The organism is Sinorhizobium sp. NFACC03, from assembly GCF_900103435.1.
Classification (GTDB): domain Bacteria; phylum Pseudomonadota; class Alphaproteobacteria; order Rhizobiales; family Rhizobiaceae; genus Ensifer.
The window spans coordinates 69,551-89,563 of the sequence record NZ_FMXF01000018.1; the positions used below are offsets into that span (position 1 = coordinate 69,551).

The 20,013-nt window shown below is 64.0% G+C and carries 16 protein-coding genes; 8 read left to right on the forward strand and 8 right to left on the reverse strand.

What is annotated here, in order from left to right; all coding sequences use genetic code 11:
- Positions 1–220 precede the first annotated feature (220 nt).
- The 6 genes from BLU35_RS21545 to bcoG all read right to left on the reverse strand — a co-directional run bounded on the left by BLU35_RS21545 (position 221) and on the right by bcoG (position 6,980).
- Positions 221–1,003, reverse strand: coding sequence for a carnitinyl-CoA dehydratase (locus BLU35_RS21545; RefSeq protein WP_057253307.1), 783 nt, complete (start codon positions 1,001–1,003; stop codon positions 221–223).
- A 5-nt stretch (positions 1,004–1,008) separates the two neighbouring features.
- Positions 1,009–3,075 carry an acetate--CoA ligase family protein gene (locus BLU35_RS21550; RefSeq protein ID WP_093234411.1) on the reverse strand — a complete coding sequence of 689 codons (2,067 nt, stop codon included), beginning with the start codon at positions 3,073–3,075 and terminating at the stop codon, positions 1,009–1,011.
- The gene (locus tag BLU35_RS35695; RefSeq protein WP_093234412.1) at positions 3,072–3,266 is read right to left on the reverse strand and encodes a hypothetical protein; all 195 of its coding nucleotides are present in this window, start codon (positions 3,264–3,266) and stop codon (positions 3,072–3,074) included. The genes BLU35_RS21550 and BLU35_RS35695 overlap by 4 nt, the downstream gene beginning before the upstream one ends.
- A 4-nt stretch (positions 3,267–3,270) precedes the next feature.
- Positions 3,271–4,431, reverse strand: coding sequence for an acyl-CoA dehydrogenase family protein (locus BLU35_RS21560; protein WP_065375627.1), 1,161 nt, complete (start codon positions 4,429–4,431; stop codon positions 3,271–3,273).
- Between the two features lie 136 nt (positions 4,432–4,567).
- Complete coding sequence (locus tag BLU35_RS21565) at positions 4,568–6,061, reverse strand: carnitine 3-dehydrogenase (RefSeq protein ID WP_093234413.1); 1,494 nt, start codon at positions 6,059–6,061, stop codon at positions 4,568–4,570.
- Between the two features lie 16 nt (positions 6,062–6,077).
- Positions 6,078–6,980 carry a 3-dehydrocarnitine:acetyl-CoA trimethylamine transferase BcoG gene (bcoG, locus tag BLU35_RS21570; protein WP_058321823.1) on the reverse strand — a complete coding sequence of 301 codons (903 nt, stop codon included), beginning with the start codon at positions 6,978–6,980 and terminating at the stop codon, positions 6,078–6,080.
- A gap of 108 nt (positions 6,981–7,088) precedes the next feature.
- Between bcoG and BLU35_RS21575 the strand changes: the two genes are divergently transcribed.
- Positions 7,089–8,060: a GlxA family transcriptional regulator gene (locus tag BLU35_RS21575; RefSeq protein WP_093234414.1), complete on the forward strand. Its 972-nt coding sequence runs from the start codon at positions 7,089–7,091 to the stop codon at positions 8,058–8,060.
- Positions 8,061–8,162: 102 nt separating this feature from the next.
- On the opposite strand, the gene BLU35_RS21580 is transcribed toward BLU35_RS21575, so the two are convergent.
- Positions 8,163–9,341 carry a LysR family transcriptional regulator gene (locus tag BLU35_RS21580; protein WP_176907355.1) on the reverse strand — a complete coding sequence of 393 codons (1,179 nt, stop codon included), beginning with the start codon at positions 9,339–9,341 and terminating at the stop codon, positions 8,163–8,165.
- 219 nt (positions 9,342–9,560) lie between these two features.
- Between BLU35_RS21580 and BLU35_RS21585 the strand changes: the two genes are divergently transcribed.
- The 7 genes from BLU35_RS21585 (at position 9,561) to BLU35_RS21625 (ending at position 18,971) form a co-directional block, all read left to right on the forward strand.
- Entirely contained in the window at positions 9,561–11,099 is a 1,539-nt protein-coding gene (locus tag BLU35_RS21585) for an aromatic amino acid lyase (protein ID WP_057253323.1), read from the forward strand.
- Between the two features lie 18 nt (positions 11,100–11,117).
- The gene (gene ertD, locus BLU35_RS21590) at positions 11,118–12,494 is read left to right on the forward strand and encodes a hydantoin-5-propionate amidohydrolase (protein WP_093234416.1); all 1,377 of its coding nucleotides are present in this window, start codon (positions 11,118–11,120) and stop codon (positions 12,492–12,494) included.
- A complete protein-coding gene (locus BLU35_RS21595; protein WP_093234417.1) occupies positions 12,494–13,777 on the forward strand; it encodes a Zn-dependent hydrolase in 1,284 nt (427 codons plus the stop codon). Before ertD ends, BLU35_RS21595 begins: the two co-directional genes overlap by 1 nt.
- A gap of 1 nt (position 13,778) precedes the next feature.
- Positions 13,779–14,876: a thiohydantoin desulfurase gene (ertC, locus tag BLU35_RS21600; protein WP_093234418.1), complete on the forward strand. Its 1,098-nt coding sequence runs from the start codon at positions 13,779–13,781 to the stop codon at positions 14,874–14,876.
- Between the two features lie 12 nt (positions 14,877–14,888).
- Positions 14,889–15,218, forward strand: a complete 330-nt coding sequence (locus tag BLU35_RS21605) for a TfoX/Sxy family protein (protein ID WP_093234419.1) — start codon at positions 14,889–14,891, stop codon at positions 15,216–15,218.
- A 333-nt stretch (positions 15,219–15,551) separates the two neighbouring features.
- Complete coding sequence (gene ertB, locus BLU35_RS21610; RefSeq protein WP_093234420.1) at positions 15,552–17,210, forward strand: thiourocanate hydratase; 1,659 nt, start codon at positions 15,552–15,554, stop codon at positions 17,208–17,210.
- 954 nt (positions 17,211–18,164) lie between these two features.
- On the forward strand, positions 18,165–18,971 hold the full coding sequence (locus BLU35_RS21625) for a class I SAM-dependent methyltransferase (RefSeq protein ID WP_093234423.1): 807 nt from the start codon (positions 18,165–18,167) through the stop codon (positions 18,969–18,971).
- Positions 18,972–19,247: 276 nt separating this feature from the next.
- On the opposite strand, the gene BLU35_RS21635 is transcribed toward BLU35_RS21625, so the two are convergent.
- Positions 19,248–20,009, reverse strand: a complete 762-nt coding sequence (locus BLU35_RS21635) for an SDR family NAD(P)-dependent oxidoreductase (protein ID WP_093234425.1) — start codon at positions 20,007–20,009, stop codon at positions 19,248–19,250.
- Between the last annotated feature and the right edge of the window lie 4 nt (positions 20,010–20,013).

Consider the following 20,013-nt stretch of genomic DNA (forward strand, 5'->3'; position numbering starts at 1 on the left):
GGGTTTCGTTCTCCTTTCGTCGACCGGGCGCATTAGCTTCAGATCGATAAGCGTAATCGCTGGAACCGTTCTTGTAACGCCCTAAATTACAATTTATTTCCATAAGCTTGGCTTATGGATGCGTGGTTTATGGCGCGCGGCTTTGCCCGCGCGTCTCGTCACGTCCCGATGCCGGTCGTCCGGCTCTGTTCCCTGCGCCGCCAAGAATGGCGGGGGTCTTTCAGCGGCCCTTCCAGACGGGGTCGCGCTTCTCGGCGAAGGCGCGAGCGCCCTCCAGCTGGTCTTCGCTCGAATAGAGAATGTCGACCGTCTTGAACTGCCGTTGGGTGATCTTGTTCATGGTCGTCTGGAAGGCTTCGCCTTCGGCGGCGCGCACCACTTCCTTGATCGCGGCATAGACCAGCGGCGGTCCGCTTTCGAGCAGGCGGGCGAGCTCCCAGGCGCGCTCCATCAGCCTGTTTGCCGGCAGGATCTCGTTGACGAAGCCCCAGCGGTGGGCTTCCGCCACGTCGAGCCACCGACCGGTCAGGAGCATGTCCATGGCGATGTGATAGGGGATGCGCTTCGGCAGCTTGATCGAGGCGGCGTCCGCAACTGTGCCGGAGCGGATTTCAGGCAGCGCGAAGGTCGCGTGTTCGGCGGCAAGGATCAGATCGGTCGACAGCGCGATTTCGAGACCGCCACCGCAGCAGATGCCGTTGATCGCCGCGATGATCGGCTTGTTGAGGTCGCGCAGCTCCTGCATGCCGCCGAAACCGCCGACGCCATAGTCGCCGTCGACCGCGTCGCCATCGGCGGCCGCCTTCAGGTCCCATCCCGGACAGAAGAATTTTTCACCGGCGCCGGTGATGATCGCGACGCGTAAGCTGTCGTCGTCGCGGAAATCACGGAAGATCTCGCCCATCACCCGGCTGGTCTTCAGGTCGATGGCATTGGCCTTCGGCCGGTCGATCGTGACTTCGAGAATGCCGCCTTCGCGGCGCGTGAGGATCGGTCCGGTCATCAGGGTCAGTTCCTTCGGCGGATGAGGGCGTCGGCGGCAACGGCACCCTGGCCGTTCGGCAACACCATCAAAGGATTGATATCGAGTTCTTCGAGCTTCGAGGCGTTTGAAACGACATAGGATGCCGCTGCGGCGACAGCCTCGACCAATGCCGCGAAATCGCCTGCCGGGCCGCCGCGATAGCCATCGATGAGCTTACGGATCTTCAGGCCGGCGATTGCCTCGTTTATCGCTTCCGGTGTCGTCGGCAGCGTCAGGATGGCGGAATCGTCGAGCAGTTCCACCAGGATGCCGCCGGCGCCGATCGTCAGTACCGGACCTGCCACGGGGTCGCGCATGGCGCCGATGATCAGTTCGGCGACGGGTTTTGCCACCATCTTCTCGACCAGGTAACCCGAGGCGACGGCGGCCATTGCCTTTGCTGCCGCATAAACGTCATCGCGGTTTGCAAGGTTGAGCTTCACGGCGCCCGCTTCGGTCTTGTGGGCGACGCCCAGACCCTTGAGCACGACGGGGAAACCGAGGGCCTCGGCAGCGTTTGCGGCCTCTTCGGCGGTCGCCGCCGTTCTGCCTTCAGGCACCTTGAGGCCCGAAGCGGCAAGCTCCACCTTCGCCTCATGTTCGCTGAGCGTGATCGCCTCGCCAGCGGCGCTGCCGCTGCCGTCGAGCAGGCGGGGCGGGACCGGTTTCATCCAGGCGGCGCCGATGTCGGCGGCCGTCTCGATCGCGGCCAGCGCCTCCTCGATGCCGAAGAAGGGGACGACACCCGCCTTCATCAGGAAGAGCGCCGTCGCCTCCGGCATGTTCTCGCCAAGGCTCGCGACGATGCCGGCGCGGGCGCCGGTCGCCCGTGCCGCGTCGATCACCGCGTGGCAGGTCGTCTCCCAGTCGGTCGCGTCGCAGCGGTCAAGCCGCGGGAAATCGAGCACGAGGAGATTGATCGCATAGCCGCCCTTCATCATAGCGGTAAACGCGGTGGTCTGCTTCTCGCGGTTGCCCCAGACGAAGGTGTGGTAGTCGAGCGGGTTGGCGATCGTCACCATCTCGCCGAGCGCATCCTTGAGCGGCTTCTTCTGCTCTTCACGCAGTGCCCGGTAGTTCACCCGGTAGCGCTCGCCGGCGTCCGCCATCAGCGAGGCCTCGCCGCCGGAACAGCTCATCGAGGAGATGTCGTTGCTGTCGAGCGGGCCGGCCACATGCAGGAGCTTCAGCGTTTCGAGAAGCGCTGGCAGCGTATCGACGCGGCCGATGCCAAGGCGGGCAAGAAGCGCGGAGGAGACGCGGTCGTTGCCGGCAAGTGAAGCGGTGTGCGAGACGGTCGCAAGCTGCGCGGCCTCCGACTTGCCGACCTTGAGCGTCACGACCGGCTTGCCGAGTTCGCGCGCTCGCGTTGCCAGCCGTTCGAGGGCTGCCACGCTGTCGAAGCCTTCGATATGCAGGCCGACGGCAGTGACGCGCGGATCTTCGAGCACGGCGCAGGCGATGTCGGAAAGCCCCGTCTGCGCCTGGTTGCCGGCGGTCATGATATAGGCGAGCGGCAGGCCGCGCGTCTGCATCGAGATGTTGCAGGCGATGTTGGAGGACTGCGTCAGGATCGCAACGCCCTTTTCGACGCGCTGCATGCCGTGCTGGTCCGGCCAGAGCAGGGCGCCGTCGAGCATGTTGATGAAGCCGTAGCAATTCGGCCCGACGATCGGCATGGCGCCGGCAGCCGCGACCAGCGCCTCCTGCATGTCGTTGCCATCATCGAGTTCGCTAGCGGCCTCGCGAAAACCCGAGGCATAGCAGACGGCGCCGCCGGCCCCGCGCGCAGAGAGATCGCGGATGATGTCGATCGTCAGCTGCCGGTTGACGCCGACGAAGGAAGCATCCGGGGCGCCAGGCAGTTCCGCCACCGAGCGGTAGCACTTGCGGCCGAGGATTTCCGCCTCGCGCGGATGCACCGGCCAGATTTCGCCGGAAAAGCCCATCTTGTCGCATTGTTCGATGACGCGCCGGGCTTCCTTGCCGCCGAAGACGGCGATGGTGCGCGGGCGGATCAGGCGGTCGAGGGAGCGGGGGGCGGGGGTCATGCCGTCTTGCTCTCCCTCATTCCTGTGCTTGTCACAGGAATCCAGCCGGTTTGCGTCGGCAAGCCGATAGGAACTCTTTCCATCTCGAAGCGCATGCGCTTGTTGCTTTGGTCATGGGCGGCACGGACGTGCCGCTGCTGGATTCCTGTGACAAGCACAGGAATGAGGGAGGGAGAGAGGGTGGTCGTCATCCCGTCACGCTCCCAGCGGCCGGAGCAGGTCGCGGCTGATGATGTGGCGCTGGATTTCAGACGTGCCGTCCCAGATGCGTTCGACGCGGGCGTCGCGCCAGAAGCGGGCGAGCGGCAGGTCGTCCATCAGGCCCATGCCGCCGAAGATCTGGATCGCCTCGTCGGTGACGCGGGCAAGCATCTCGGTGGCGAAGACCTTGGCGGATGCGATCTCGCGGTTCGACGGCAGGCCGTTGTCGAGCCGCCAGGCGGCAGACAGCGTCAGGAGGTCGGCAGCGTCGATCTCGGTGATCATGTCGGCGAGCTTGAAGGAGACGCCCTGGTTGGCACCGATCGGCTTGCCGAACTGCTTGCGGTCGGCTGCGTAGTTCAGCGCATAGTCGAAGGCGCGGCGCGCTCGGCCGACCGAGGTCGCCGCCACCGTCAGCCGGGTGGCAAACAGCCAGTCGTTGGCGACGTCGAAGCCCTTGTGCACTTCGCCGAGGATCTGGGCGGAGGGCAGGCGGCAATCGTCGAAGGTCAGGATGCAGTTGTTGTAGCCGCGATGGGAGACGGAGTTGTAGCCCTTGCGGATCTCGAAACCGGGCGTGCCGCGGTCGACGAGGAAACAGGTGATCTTCTTCTTCGGGCCGCGCGGCGTGTCCTCTTCGCCGGTGGCGATGAAGACGATGACGAAATCGGCGATGTCGGCATGGCTGATGAAGTGCTTGGTGCCGTTGACGATCCAGTCGTCGCCATCCTTGCGGGCAAAACACTTCATGCCGCGCACGTCGGAACCGGCGTCCGGCTCGGTCATGGCCAGCGCGTCGAACTTGTCGCCCTTGACCGCGGGCAGCAGGTATTTCTCACGCTGCTCGGCATTGCAGGCCATCAGGATACCCGAGGGGCGGCCGAAGAAGACGGTCAGGCCCATGGAGCCGCGGCCAAGCTCGCGCTCGACCAGCGTGAAGGAGGTGTGGTCGAGGCCGGCGCCGCCGACTTCTTCAGGGAAATTGCAGCCGAAGAAACCGATTTCCTTGCACTTGCGGGCGATCTCCTGGCCAAGCTCGCGCGGCACCACGCCGGTGCGCTCGACCTCGTCCTCATGCGGATAGATTTCCGTTTCGACGAAGCTCCTGACCGTATCGACGATCATCTGCTGTTCTTCGGTCAGTGCGAAATTCATTGTGTTGTTCCCCTCGTTTTCGCGCCGCTGACGTCCGTCCCGGAGCCTCGGCCCACCTCCTCAAGCGAGCCTTGGCTGCGGTTTGCGGCTCCGCCTGAGGGCGAAGTCGCCTGTTGATGTCCTGCCGCTGTTGCGGTCAGGCGCGCTTCTGGCCGACGAAGCGGCCCACACCTTCCGGTGCCGGCAGCTGCGCATGTGCTTCGGAAATGGCGGCAAGCTTGCTCAATACGTGTTCCGGTGCCGGCACGGACTTACCGGCCTTGCTGTCGACATGGAGTGCCATCTGCTCGGCGGTCGCGACCGCTTCGTTGGTCTCGGCGTTGTAGATCGTCGAGAAGATGTGCAGGCGCTTCTCGTCGGAGGACAGCACCTGGCAGGTCGAATAGAGCGCGTCGCCGAGCTTGGCCTCGCCGAGGTTCCGGATGTGGGTCTCGACCGTGTAGTAGCTGTGGCCGTCGCGCACATAGTCGAGATCGACGCCGATCAGGCGCAGCAGGCCGTCGGTGGTGTCGCCGAAGACCTGGAGATAGCGGTGCTCGGTCACGTGGCCGTTGTAGTCAACCCAGGCGGCGCTCACCTTGGTGTCGACGATGCGCAGCGGCTTGACGTCGCCGAGGTCGGCTTCCGGCTTCTTGGCATTGGCCCAGAGCTTGGCCTCGAAATCGGCAAGCAGCTTGCCCGCACCCCAGCCTTCGCCGCCGTTGCCGGATTTCAGCGCGTGCATGATGCCGACGAGGTTTTCGTCGCGGATGCGCTCCAGCTCGCGGATCGAGCGGCCGGCGGCCTGCGCGTCCGACTGGGCGCCGATCTTTTCGACGAGCGCATCGTCGAGATCGACGACGTCGGTGAACTTCGTCCAGGGCCATTTCAGGCAGGGACCGAACTGGGCGAGGAAGTGGCGCATGCCGGCTTCGCCGCCGGCGATGCGATAGGTCTCGAACAGGCCCATCTGCGCCCAGCGCATGCCGAAGGAATAGCGCATGACGTTGTCGAGCGTTTCGGTATCGCAGATGTCATCCTGGATCAGCCAGAGCGCCTCGCGCCAGAGCGCCTCGAGCAGGCGGTCGCCGACGAAAGCCTCGATCTCCTTGGCGATGACGACGCCCTTCATGCCGATCTGCTCGACGCCCTGCATGGCGCGCTCGATCGTCGCCTTCGACGTCTTCTTGCCGCCGACTAGTTCGACGAGCGGCAGCAGGTAGACCGGGTTATAGGGGTGCGCCACGAACATGCGCTCGGGATGGTGCATCTCGGCTTGTAGATCGGAGGGCAAAAGACCCGAGGTGGACGAGCCGATCAGCGCATCGGCCTTTGCGGCCGCATCGATCTTGGTGATAACGCCGCGCTTCAGTTCCAGCCGTTCCGGCACGCTTTCCTGAATCCAGTCAGCACCTTCGACCGCTTCCTCGATGCTCTTGCAGAAGGTGAGTTTCCCCTTCGGCGGCAGTGGCGCCATGGTCAGCATGGCGTAGGCGCGCTCAGCATTGGCCATGACTTCGCCAATGATGCGCTCGGCTTCCGGATGCGGGTCGAAGATCTTCACGTCGATGCCGGCAAGCGCGAAACGCGCAACCCAGGCGCCGCCGATAACGCCGCCGCCGACACAGGCTGCTTTGGTGATAAAGCTCATGGTGTTCTGCCCTTGCTCAGCGCTTCGTCAGCTTCAGTTTCTCGCGGACTTCCTTCGGCCCGATGATCTTGGCGCCCATGCCTTCGATGACGCCGACCGCCTTTTCGACGAGCTGGCCGTTGGTGGCGAGCTGGCCCTTGCCGATATAAAGGTTGTCTTCGAGGCCGACGCGGACGTTGCCGCCGGCAAGGACCGCCGCTGCCGGGTAGGCAAGCGCGTTGCGGCCGATGGAGAAAGCCGAGAAGGTCCAGTTATCAGGCACGTTGTTGACCATCGCCATGAAGGTGTTGAGGTCGTCAGGCGCACCCCACGGAATGCCCATGCAGAGCTGGATCAGCACCGGATCCTCGATCAGGCCTTCCTCGGCGAGTTGCTTGGCGAACCAGAGATGGCCGGTGTCGAAGGCCTCGATCTCGGGGCGGACGCCAAGTGCCGTCATCTGGCGCGCCATTTCCCGCAGCATCGATGGCGTGTTGGTCATGACATAATCGCCGAGCGAGAAGTTCATGGTGCCGCAGTCGAGCGTGCAGATTTCCGGCAGGCACTCGGCCACATGGGCGACACGCTCGGTGGCGCCGGCCATGTCGGTGCCCTTCTCGTTGACGGGCAAGGGGCTTTCGACATTGCCGAACACCAGGTCGCCGCCCATGCCGGCCGTCAGGTTCAACACGATATCGATATCGGCGGAGCGGATGCGGTCGGTCACTTCCCGGTAGAGATCGAGCCTGCGGGAGGGCGCGCCGGTTTCCGGATCGCGAACGTGGCAGTGGATCACGGCGGCCCCGGCCTTTGCTGCCTCGACCGCCGCTTCGGCGATCTGTTTCGGCGTGATCGGAACATGGCTGGACTTCGAAACGGTGTCTCCCGAGCCGGTGACGGCACAGGTGATGAATACCTCGCGGTTCATGCTGAGCGGCATTGCTGTCTCCCTTCTATTGACCCCATTACGAGCCAAGAAGGCGGCCGCTGCTTTTCATTATCGGCTTCATCCTATACATTATCGGCGACGAGGCGGAGAAGTTTGGGCATGGATCAGAGCGTATCGCAGGTGCAGCACGTCGATATCCTGGTGCTGCCGGAGACCAATCTGATACTCGTTGCCTCCGTCATCGAGCCGATGCGCGCGGCCAACCGCATCGCCGGGCGGCCGCTCTACGACTGGACGATCTACAGCCCGGACGGCGCGCCGATCGAGACGAAGAGCGGCATACCCATCCCCGTCTCGGGCATCTTCCGGCCGCAGCGTGAAACGTCGCCGCTCTTCATCCTGTCGAGCTACAACTGGCAGCGTAGCGCCACCTCGCAACTGAAGATGCTGCTTTCGCAGACCGCACGGCACCGCGAATTGATGGCCGGCATCGAATCCGGCTCCTGGCTGCTTGCCGAAACCAGCCTGCTCGACAATTTCAAGGCGACCACCCACTGGGAGGATTTCGAGGATTTCACCACCACCTATCCGCAGGTGATCATGGTTCGCGAGCGCTTCGTCATCGACGGCAAGCGCATCACGACCGGCGGCTCGCTGCCGACGCTCGATCTGATGCTGGAACTGATCCGCCGTGCGCACGGCTACTCGCTGGCGCTCGAAGTGTCGCGCCTCTTCATCTACGAGCAGGAGCGCACCCGCGGCGACCTCCTGCAGATGCCGGCGATCGGCAACATGCGCATCCTCGATCCGCGCGTCGGCGCCGCCGTCAAGCTGATGGAGGAAACCGTGGAAGCGCCGTTGACGCTGGCGCGGCTTGCCCGCCGCATCGGTGTCAGCACGCGCCACCTGCAGGATCTCTTTCGCGACACGATGGGCGTCGCGCCGCACGAGCATTACCTTGCGCTTCGCCTCAATGCGGCGCGGCGCAAGGTGATCGAGACACGTCTGGAATTTGCCGACATCGCGGCGATCTCCGGCTTCAACTCGTCGTCGTCCTTCTCGCGAAGCTACCGGGCGCATTATCGCGAGAGCCCGAGCGAGACCCGGCGACGACTGAAGCTCAAGACTTGAACACCCACTTCATGTGTTGATTCAGAAGGAAGTTTTCCGAGTCGTTTCAGGCGGTTGGCCGCAGGGGGTCAAAGTTTGATTCCGCCGGCGGCACCGTTGCCATCAGGCCCGTGGGCTCGCCTTCATCATCGAAATCATCAGTTCGCCGATCTCGCCGGCGAAAGCGCCGCGCGGCCAGACAAGCGTTAGGGATTGCCGGTAAGCAGGGCCAAGCCGGATCATCGCCGGAGGCCGGTGCATCCTTGCGAGAGAGGATTCCGGCAGCACCGAGAGGTAGCCGTGCTGAGCGACGAGGTTGATGATAACAGGAATGGAATCGACTTCGACGAGGGCGATGCGGCGACGCTCGGTCTCATCAAGCGTGTCGTCGAGGAAGCGGGCGGTCTCGCGGCGCAATCCGCTCCTGACGCTTGGCACTGCGATCGGGCAGGCGGCGAGCAGCCTTGGCAGGTCGCCTGCGAACGCGGAAAGGACGGAGGCGGGGCCTGCCAGCGCCAGTGGCATCTGCGACACCAGCCTGCCGTCGCAATCCAAGGGGATCTCGGCGACATCGAGAAGGGCGGCGTCGAACCGCCTGCTTCTAAGGCCAGCCAAAAGTTCATCCGCCGTGGTGCTGGATATGTATAGCGGCTGGCGCGGGCGGGTACGTTGCCAGTTCGCCGTCAGCGCTGCCAGCATGCGGGCGATCTCGCTTTCAGGACCGAGTGGCATGACGGCGCCCAGGCGCCAGGTGGCGGCGTCGCGGCGGAAGCGATCGGCGGATGCGTGTGTCAGCCGCGCCCAGATGTCGAGCAGGGCGTCGACAAATGGAATGATCCGCTCTGCGGTTGCCGTGCCGAGGACACCGCCATGAGAGCGCTCGAACAGGCGGCTGCCGAGATGGCGTTCAAGGTCGGCCATCTGTCGTGTCAGCTGCGGCTGGCCGAGGCCGAGCGCCTTGGCGGTGGCGCGGATGCTGCCGGAGCGGGCGATCCGGACGAAGCGGTCGAGCGCGACGAGGCCGATCGGCGGCGTGGGATCGATCGCCTCCTTGCCTGCCGCCTCCATGATGGCAGCAATCTTGGTCGTTGCCTCCCTGATTTCAGTTGTGCGGGCGCGCGCTTCGAGCGTCAGGACGAGTGCGGTTTCTTCTCGCCGGAACAGCGACATGGAGATCGCCTGTTCAAAGCGCTTGATGGCGGCGCTGACACTTGAGGGGGCGCGTCCGCTGAGCGTGGCGGCGCGGCGGATGCCGCCTTCGCGGAGCACCGCATCGACGATCACGATCGTTGCTAAGTCCATTCGGCGATCCTTCTGCCAGACGAGCGGCACCATGCGCCGATGGCATGTCCATGATTACGCATTGCCCGTTCCAGATTTGGGATATAGCACGAGCGGGCGATAAGCGCATAGCATGCACAAAGCAACCAAGGCCTTGCGAGCGGCGGTTGCGAGACATCAGAGCATCCGCGCACCGTTTCGAAACCGAAGCGGCTCCTGCGCGGGAAGGTATCCATCGGCATGCTGCATCAGGTCAAATCCATCGTTCTCTGCGGGAAACCGCTGGACTTCGCGACGCTCGAGGACATCGGGGCGGGAAGGGTTCGGCCGGTGGCCGATGACGGCGGCATGGAGCGGGTGGCCGCGGCCCACAAGGTGGTTGCCGAGCGTGTCGCGATGGGGCTTCCCGTCTATGGTTCCAACACCGGCGTCGGCTCGATGAAGGACCGTCTCTGGACGGCCGACGATCTGGCTGAATTCAACAATTCGCTGGTCAGAGCCCACCATTTCGGCACCGGCGAGTTCTTCGCGCCGGCGATCGTGCGCATGGCGATCGCCATCCGCGTCAACACCGCCATGCGCGGCCACACCGGCTGCAGCCCGGATCTGATCCGGGCGTTTCTGTCCCTTCTTGCGTCCGACATCATTCCGGCCGTGCGCCGGCACGGCTCGATGGGCTGCGCCGATATCGGCCTGATGGGGCAGATCGCCTCGGTGCTGACAGGCGTCGGCGAGGCCTACTATCAAGGGCGCCTCGTTTCGGCCGAGACGGCGCTTGCCGAAGCGGGCCTGAAGCCATTCGTCATGCAGCCGCGCGACGCGCTGGCGGCGCTCAGCGTCAATGCCATTTCCTTCGCCGCGGCGGCCAACGTGCTGCGCGAGGCGGCGGCCGCGATCCGCGTGCTGCTCGTCACCGGCGTTATGTCATCCTTAGCGCTTGGCGCGTCGGCCGATCCGTGGCGGGTGGCGGCAACGCTCTCGACCCGCGGCGAGGCGCTGGTCGGCTCCTGGCTCTACGGTCAATCCGGTGTTGCAGACTGGCCGGTGCCGACGGCCATCCACGATCCGCTCAGCCTGCGCATGACCGCCCAGGTGTTCGGCGCCGTCGTCGATACACTGATGGTTGCCGCCGGGCGGCTGGTGGAGGCGACCTATCTCTCCGACGACAACCCGGTGGTGCTCGGCGGCCAGGTGCATTCCTCCGGTGCGTCGCTGCCGTTGACGACGACGCTTTATATCGAAGCGGCACAGATCGCCTTTTCGCATGCGGCACGCAACGTGTTGAACCGCTGCATCCTTCTGTCGAACGGCGGACGTCGCAATCTCTCGGTCAATCTTGTCGCGCCGGGAGAGGTGGCGACCGGGCTCGGCCCGCTGATGAAGCTCGCCGTCGAACTTTACATGCGCGTGCAGTCGCTGGCCGTGCCGCTCTCGGCGCAATCGATCGTGGTTGCCGGCGGTCTCGAGGAAGAAGCGACCTTCCTGCCGCTGATCGTCGAGCGCATGGAGACCCAGGTGCGGGACCTGCGCCAGCTTGCCGCCATCGAGGCGATGCTGTCGTCGCAGGCGATCGATCTCGTCGGTGACCAGCCGCAGGGCGTCGTCAAGCGCGCCTACGACCAGACCCGTTCCGTCAGCCCCATGTATCTCAAGGACCGGCCGCTCTCGAAGGAGATCGAGGCGCTGCAGGATGCCTTCACCTGCCACGACCTGCTGCGCTCCTTCGTCGCCACCGCACCGATGCCCGAGTTCGACGACTTCTTCGCGCTCGGCAAGTGACACAACGAGGAGAACAGCATGTCCGATTTCGATCTCGTTCTGAAAGGCACCGTTGTTCTCCCGCACCGGATCGTCGAGGGCGGGCACGTGGCGGTGCGCGATGGCAAGGTGGTGCATGTCGGCCAGGGGGCGGCACCGGCCGCGCGTGAACGGCATGATCTCGGGAATGCGCTGATCCTGCCCGGCGCCGTCGATGCGCAGGTGCATTCGCTGTCGCAGAAGAACCAGGAGGATTTCATCTGGTCGACGCGATCGGCTGCGGCCGGCGGCGTCACCACCATCGTCGACATGCCCTATGACGAGGGCAATCTCGTCTGCTCGGCTGAAGCGCTACGCCGCAAGATCGACCATGCCGGTCCGCAGGCGCGCGTCGACTTCGCGCTTTATGGCACCGTCGACCCAAAGGAGGGGCCGGCGCGCATCGGCGAAATGGTGGAGGCGGGTGTCGCCGCCTTCAAGTTCTCGACCTTCGGCACCGATCCCAAGCGCTTTCCGCGCATTCCGGCAGCGCTCCTTGAAGACTGCTTCCGCGCGATCGCACTGAGCGGGCTCGCTGCCGGCGTGCACAACGAGGACGACGAGGCGGTGCGCGCCGCGATCGATAAGGTCAAGGCGGCGGGCATCACCGACTACCGCGCCCACGGGCTGTCGCGCCCGCCGCTGACGGAACTGCTTGCCACCAACCAGATTTATGAGACCGGCGCTGCCACGGGCTGCCCCGCGCATGTGGTGCATTGCTCGCTCGGCCGCGGCTACGAGATTGCCGCCGCTTACCGCGCGCAAGGCCATGCGGCGACGATCGAGTGCTGCATCCACTACCTGACGCTCGACGAGGAAAATGACGTCCGGCGCCTCGGCGGCAAGGCCAAGATCAATCCGCCGATCCGGCCGCGCGCCGAGGTCGAGAAGCTCTGGCGGCATGTGGCCGACGGTACGGTGACGATGGTCTCCACCGATCATGTGAGCTGGTCGGAGGACCGCAAGACCAATCCGGACATGCTGGCGAACGCTTCAGGCGTGCCCGGTCTCGAAGTCATGGTGCCGCTCTTCGTCAAGGGCGCGCTGGAGCGCGGAATTCCGCTGACTCGGGCAGCCGAACTGATGACGCTGAACGCGGCGCGGCATTTCCGCCTCGACCATCAGAAGGGCGCACTCGAAGCCGGCAAGGATGCCGATATCATCGTCATGACGCCCGAGCCCTATGTCTATGACGCGGCGGCAAGCGGTCACAACGTTGTCGGCTGGTCGCCCTATAACGATATCAGGCTGCCCTGGCGGGTATCTGCCACGTATCTGCGCGGCAGGCTCGCCTTCGATGGTCGCGAGGTGCTTGCCGAGCCCGGTGTTGGGCAATTCGTCCGGCCGCTGGCCACGTTGGCGCTGCAGGAGGCGTGATGAGCAAGACCGCCCACAACAAGGTCCCGGCCAATCTGCCTGTCAATGCCGGCCGGATCGCCGGCATCGTGAACGGTTTGGCCGGCATCACCGAGCTCGACCGGCCCTACACACGCCGCGCTTTCACGCCGCTGTTTCTCGAGGGCCGCGCCTTCCTCGACCGGCGCTTCCGTGCCGCCGGGCTCGAAACCCGGATCGACGCCGCCGGAAATCTGATCGGCCGGCGCAAGGGGCGCAAGTCGGCGCTCGGCACCATCATGCTCGGCTCCCATTCCGACACGGTGCCGGATGGCGGCCGCTTCGACGGTATCGCCGGCGTTGCGGCCGCGCTCGAAGTGGCGCGGGCCCTGGCCGACAACGGCATCGAGCTCGACCATGATCTGGAGATCGTCGATTTTCTCGCGGAGGAAGTGTCGATCTTCGGCGTTTCCTGCGTCGGCAGCCGCGGCATGGCGGGCGTGCTGCCTGATGGCTGGCTGAGCCGTACCCAGGGCCAACTCAGTCTGCGGCAGGGCATCGTCGAGGTCGGCGGCGATCCGTCGCGGCTTTCGGGCTCGAAGCGCTCGGATATCAAGGCCTTTCTGGAATTGCACATCGAGCAGGGGCCGGTGCTCCAAACCGGGCGGCTCGATGTTGGGGTCGTTACCGCCATCTCGGGCATCACTCGCATCGAGATCATCGTCGAGGGGCAGGCCGATCACGCCGGCACGACGCCGATGGGGCATCGGCGCGACGCTTTGGTCGCAGCCTCCCGGCTCGTGCTGGAGATCGAGCGGCTGGCGATGGAGTTTTCGCGGGGTGACGGACACTTTACCGCAACGGTCGGCGAATTTGCGATCGAGCCGAATGCGGCGAATGTGGTGCCTTCGCGCGTGCGGTTGTTGATCGACGCGCGTGCCGAGCTCAGGCCGCAGATGGAGCGATTTCTGGACGCACTCGGCCCTCTTTGCCAGAGCGTTGCCGAAGCGTCGGGCGTGACGATCGCGCCTGCCAATGTGATTTCCGACAACCACCCGACGCCCGGCGATGCGCTTCTGCTCTCAACGCTCGAAGAAAGCTGCGATGCGATCGGCGCCAAGCACCGGCGCATAGCATCGGGTGCTGGGCACGACACCGCCTGGATGGGCCGTATCACGCGCTCGGCGATGATCTTCATACCGTGCCTCGGTGGGCGCTCGCATGCGCCGGAGGAATGGGCTGAGAACGACGACATCGCGCTTGGCGCCGCCGTTCTCTTCGATGCGGTGAAGAGGCTCGACAGACGATTGCAGGAGAAGGTGTGAGATGGGCCGGATACTGAAGGAAAAGGACGTCGAGGCGGCGGTCAAGGGCGGCTCCGTCTATGCGGCGGGCGGTGGCGGCTGGGCCGACCACGGGCGCATGCTTGGCTATGCCGCGGTCTCGATCGGCAAGCCGGAGCTGGTGTCGATCGACGAGCTCGACGCCAACGACTGGGTGGCGACGGCAGCCGCGATCGGCGCGCCGGCCTCGACCACGCCCTGGGAAATGCGCGGCGTCGACTACGTCAAGGCCGTGCAACTGTTGCAGGAGGCGCTCGGCGAGAAGCTCTCCGGGCTCATCATCGGCCAGAACGGCAAGTCTTCGACGTTGAACGGTTGGCTGCCTTCGGCAATCCTCGGCACCAAGGTGGTCGACGCGGTCGGCGATATCCGCGCGCATCCGACCGGCGACATGGGCTCGATCGGCCTTGCCGGTTCGCCCGAACCGATGATCCAGACGGCGGTCGGCGGAAATCGCGACGAGAACCGCTATATCGAGCTGGTGGTGCGCGGCGCCACCGCCAAGGTCTCGCCGGTCCTGCGCACCGCGTCGGACATGTCGGGCGGCTTCATCGCGTCGTGCCGCAATCCGGTGCGCGCGTCCTATGTGAAAGCCAATGCGGCGCTCGGCGGCATTTCGCTGGCGCTGGCTCTGGGTGAGGCGATCATCGCGGCGGAGGCCAGGGGCGGCAGCGCCATCATCGACGCGATCGTCAAAGCAACCAATGGCGCGATCCTCGCCGAAGGTACGATTACCGACAAATCGGTCGTCTATACCAAGGAAGCCTTCGATATCGGCACGGTCACGCTGGGGAAGGGCGCTGACTCGACGGTACTGCACGTGATGAACGAGTATATGGCGGTTGACTCTGCGGAAGGTCGGCGGCTTGCGACCTTCCCCGACGTCATCACCACGCTGTCACCGGAGGGCGAGCCCTTGAGCGTAGGCCAGCTTCAGGTGGGCATGAGGATCTTCGTGCTGCATGTGGCAAAGACGGTGATCCCGCTTTCGTCCAGCGTGCTCGACCCGACGGTTTATCCGTCTGTCGAAAAGGCGATGGGCATCGAGCTTGCCCGCTACGCGCTTTCGGGTCGGAGCTGACGGGAGAGAGCCATGGCACGCGATGCCGGGTTGGAAGAGCTGATCCGCGAGGAGCTCGGCGATCGCGCCGGGCTCTCGGAGAAGGCGATGTTCGGTGGCTGGGCCTATCTGCTGCATGGCAACCTGCTCCTTGGCGCACGCGAGGGTTCGCTGCTGGTGCGGCTCGGCAAGGGCAATGACGGCTGGGCGCTTGCGCTGCCCGATATCGAGCTGATGGTGATGAACGGACGCGCGATGCATGGCTGGGTGCGCGTGGGTGCGGATGCCTATGGCGACGATGCCTTGCGCCGGCGGCTGCTCGATGGGGCGATTGCCTTCGTCGAGACGCTGCCGCCGAAGTGAAGGTTGGTGGTCTGCCCGCCAATAAGTGTTGGCGGGGTTGCCCCTCACCCTAACCCTCTCCCCGCAGGCGGGGAGAGGGGACGTGGCCGCCATTCTCCGCAGTGCGTGTGGCACGCGGTGCGCCATTCACCGGCCGATCGTGGAAGGGGAAACGGCCGCGGTTCGCATTCGGCAACCGAGGCAAACGCAACGCCATCCCCTCTCCCCGCAAGCGGGGAGAGGGCTAGGGTGAGGGGCAGCGACTCCCGCCGACGTAAATGGGGGCAGCGACCTTCTGCCGACATGAATGAGAGGGGCAATCACCCCGCCGAGACAACAATGAGGAACAGGACAATGCCCAAGGCCAACCCCCGTCACCCTGGTTTCCCGATCCCCGGCGGGCCGGAGCTGCGCGCCAAGGGCTGGCGGCAGGAGGCGCTGCTGCGGCTGCTCGAAAATGTGCTCTCCGTCGGCGAGGATCCGGACAATCTCGTCGTCTATGCCGCCCTCGGCAAGGCGGCGCGCAACTGGCCGGCGCATCGCGCCATCGTCAAGGCGCTCACCGAGATGGACGAAGACCAGACGCTCATCATCCAGTCGGGCAAGCCGGTGGGGCTGTTGAAGACCCATGCCAAGGCGCCGCTCGTCATCATGGCCAACTGCAACATCGTCGGCCAATGGGCGAAGGCCGAGGTGTTCTACGAATTGCAGCGCAAGGGGCTGATCTGCTGGGGCGGGCTGACGGCCGGCGCCTGGCAATATATCGGCAGCCAGGGGGTGATCCAGGGCACCTACGAGATTTTCATGCGCATCGCCGAGCGCCGATTCGGCGGCGATCTCTTCGGTCGTTTCGTGCTGACGGCGGGGCTCGGCGGCATGGGCGGGGCGCAGCCGCTAGCCGGCCGCATGGCGGGGGCTGCGATCCTCTGCGTTGACATTGATGCGGAGCGGGCGAAGAAGCGCCGGGAGATCGGCTATCTCCAGGAGATCGCGCCGGATCTCGATGCGGCGCTGGCGATGATCGACGCGGCCGTGAAGGAGAAGCGCGCGCTTTCCGTCGGCCTCGTCGGCAATGCGGCGGAAATCTACCCGGAAATCGCACGGCGCGGCATCGTGCCCGACGTGGTGACCGACCAGACCTCGGCGCATGATCTCGTCTACGGCTACGTGCCGAAGGGCATGAGCCTCGACCAGGTGAAGTCGCTGCGCGATGACGGCCAGGGGCAATTGATGGCGGCAAGCCGTGCCTCGATCGTCGAACACGTCAAGGCGATGCTCGACTTCCAGAAAAAGGGCTCAGAAGTCTTCGACAACGGCAACCTGATCCGCACCCAGGCCCGCGAGGGCGGCGTTGCCAATGCCTTCGACATTCCGATCTTCACCGAAGCCTATCTCAGGCCGCTTTTTGCCCGCGCCATCGGGCCGTTCCGCTGGATGGCGCTGTCAGGCGAGGAGAGCGACATCGCCCGCATCGACGACCTTTTGCTGGAGATGTTCCCGGACAACAAGATCATCACCAACTGGATCAAGCTCGCACGTCAGCATATCCCCTTCGAGGGCCTGCCGGCCCGCATCGCCTGGCTCGGCCATGGCGAGCGCACGGCACTGGCGCGGCGCGTCAACGAGCTGGTCGCATCCGGCGAACTCAAGGGACCGATCGCGTTCTCGCGCGACCATCTCGATGCCGGCGCCATGGCGCACCCGAACATCATGACCGAGCGGATGAAGGACGGATCGGACGCGATCGCCGACTGGCCCTTGCTCGACGCCATGCTGCTCTGCTCGTCGATGGCCGATCTCGTCGTCGTGCATTCCGGCGGCGGCGGCTATGCCGGCTATATGACCAGCTGCGGCGTGACCGTCGTTGCCGACGGCACGGCTGAGGCCGACGAGCGGCTCGACCATGCGCTCACCAATGATACCGCTCTCGGTGTCATCCGCTATGCCGATGCCGGCTACGACGAGAGTTTCGAGGAGATTGCTGCCAAGGGCATCGGGCATGTGAAGGTGTGAGACGAGGCGTGAGAGGTTTCCCGAGTGGAGCCTCAATAAATCCTTGATTCGAGCCGTTTTAATCTGTGCGCCTGGTGATTGCGAGTGCATGAAGCAAAAACATGAAATGTAGAAATAGTGCGGAAAAAGTAGATGTAGCGATATTTGAAACTGTCTTGTGAAGGTCGAGCATAGTAAACTGGCCTTTGTCAACAAGAATTCCGTCAGAGTCTGCAATAGATACCGCCAGCGATCCGGATCCAAAATAATATATATAGAAAACAAATGCTATAATAGAATTTACGAATATCATGTCTGAGATCATCAATGATCTAAAAAGAGTATAATTAGATATTGAATCAGAGATGTTGTTAATAAGTTCAACTATGGCAAATATTATCGATAGCCAAGCGGTGAGAAGTGCGGACCTCAAGAATATTCCAAATATAATTGGCATTGCCATGTGTTGAGAAAAATAAACAATACCAGCGTCAATGATAAATGCCATAAATAGTACAAATATTATGCATAGAAATCTGATGAATAAGATAGTTGAGGTGCGCTGCATATTCCATCCAGGTGGAAACTACGCTCATAATGCGAGTTTTTTCACTTTATTTCAGGGGTGCCCGAGCCTCAGAAATACCGCCTGCCATTCGCCAGTCACCATCTGCAGAAGTACAGTCGTGTCCGACTTAAATGATTATCGCGAGAATGGAGACGGCTCCAATTATCAGAAAGGACGTTAAGAGGCGCTTATTTCCCCTTTTCTTGATGTTCCTAATGAGCACTTCAAAATTAGTTCCGTCAATGGTCTGGCTGACGGATTTATGGCGAGACGCGTTGAGCCCCGCACTAAACGGCCATCTCGCCTCCATCCATCATCAGGAACCGGACGGGCACGTACTATCTACGCCTTGGTGCAAGGCGTGGCGCGCGGTACAATGCGCTCCCTTCGGCTCTTGGGGGGCACCGATGACATCGAGCTTCAATGTGCAGAGTGCGACCGGCTATGAACAGTTGATGGGGCGGTGGAGCCGGCAGCTGGCGCCGCCCTTCATCGATTTTGCCGGCATTGCCGACGGCGAACGGGTGCTGGACGTCGGCTGCGGCACCGGGAGCCTGACCTTTGCGCTGCCGCACGCGGCCGATCTCAGCGAGATTACCGCGATCGATTTTTCCCCCGTCTTCGTCGAAGCGGCGATTAAGGCCAACACCGATCCGAGGATCAAGATTCAGCAGGCCGATGCCTGCGCGCTTCCCTTTGCCGATGCTTCTTTCGACCGGGCGCTGGCGCTGCTGGTGCTGCATTTCGTTCCAGAGGCGGGAAAGGCGGTTGCCGAGATGCGCCGGGTCACGCGGCCGGGCGGCGTGGTCGCCGCCGTGGTCTGGGATCACCTTGGCGGCATGCCGGGCATGCGCATGGTGCTCGATACGGCGGCGATGCTCGATGAGAATGCGGAACAAATACGCAGCCGATATTGCTTCCAGCCGATGATGCGGCCGGGTGAGATGATGCAGAGCTTTGCCGCGCATGGCCTTGAAAAGGTCGAGCAGACGTCGCTGATGATCCGCATGGACTATCAGTCGTTCGAGGATTTCTGGCAGCCGATCGCGGCGGGCGAGGGACCCTTGGGCAAATATGTTGGCTCGCTGGATCAGGGACTGCGGGCAAAGGTCGACGCGGCAGTACGCGCGGCCTATGAGGCCGGCCAGCCTGACGGCCCACGGTCCTTTGCGGCGGTGGCTTGGGCATGCCGGGGGACGGTTCCGGAGGCTTGATAAGGTCGCCAACCTCATCCCTGTGCTCGTCACAGGGATCCAGCAGCGGCGCGTCGGTGGCGCGAAAGGCACCTTCGATCCGGCGTTCTCAAAAGTCATTCACGGCGCGGACGCGCCGTGGCTGGATTTCTGTGACAAGCACAGAAATGAGGGAGGATAGGAGACGCGCCTAACCAGCCCAGTTGTCCGTGGCTTTGTTGCGCCAGAAATGAAGGAAGTGCGGTGTCGCCGCCGCACTTCGAAACCTAAAGGGGACGCGACGTCAACGTCCGGTCTTCACACCACCGTCTCGCCGCCATCCACCACCAGGATCTGGCCGGTCATGTAGGAGGAGCGGTCGGAGACGAGGAAGAGGATCGACTCGGCGATCTCGTCGACACTTGCCCAGCGGCCGAGCGGCACCTTTTCGCGGATATAGGATTCGATCGCGCCGCGCCCGCCCATCTGGGCGATGAAGGGCTCGTTGAAGGGCGTGTCGACCCAGCCGGGGCAGAGCGCGTTGACCCGGATGCCGTGGCGTGCGTAGTCGCCGGCCATCTGCTTGGTCATGGCGATGACGGCGTGTTTGGTGGTGGTGTAGGCGATCATCTCGCGATCATAGAGCACGCCTGAGGAGGACGAGGTATTGACGATGACGCCGCGGCCGGCCGCCCTCATCGACGGCATGACGAGGCGTGCGGCCATGAAATGGGCGCGGACGTTGAGGTTCCAAGAACGGTCGAAGCCCGAAATCTCGACTTCTTCGAGATCGCCCGCCACTTGAGCGCCGGCATGGTTGTGCAGGATGTCGATGCGGCCGTGGCGATAGAGGATATCGGCGATGCCATCGCTGAGCGCGGCGTCGTCGGTGACGTCGATCGCCAGCGCCTCGGCGCTGCCGCCCTTGCTGGCGATCGCCTCGACGGCGGTGCTGGCTGCCACAAGGCTGCGATCGACGACGACGACATGGGCGCCCTCGCGCGCCATGATGGCCGCACCCGCCTGACCGATCCCGGAGCCGGCTCCGGTCACGATCGCGACCCGGTCTTTCAGGATCATGGTT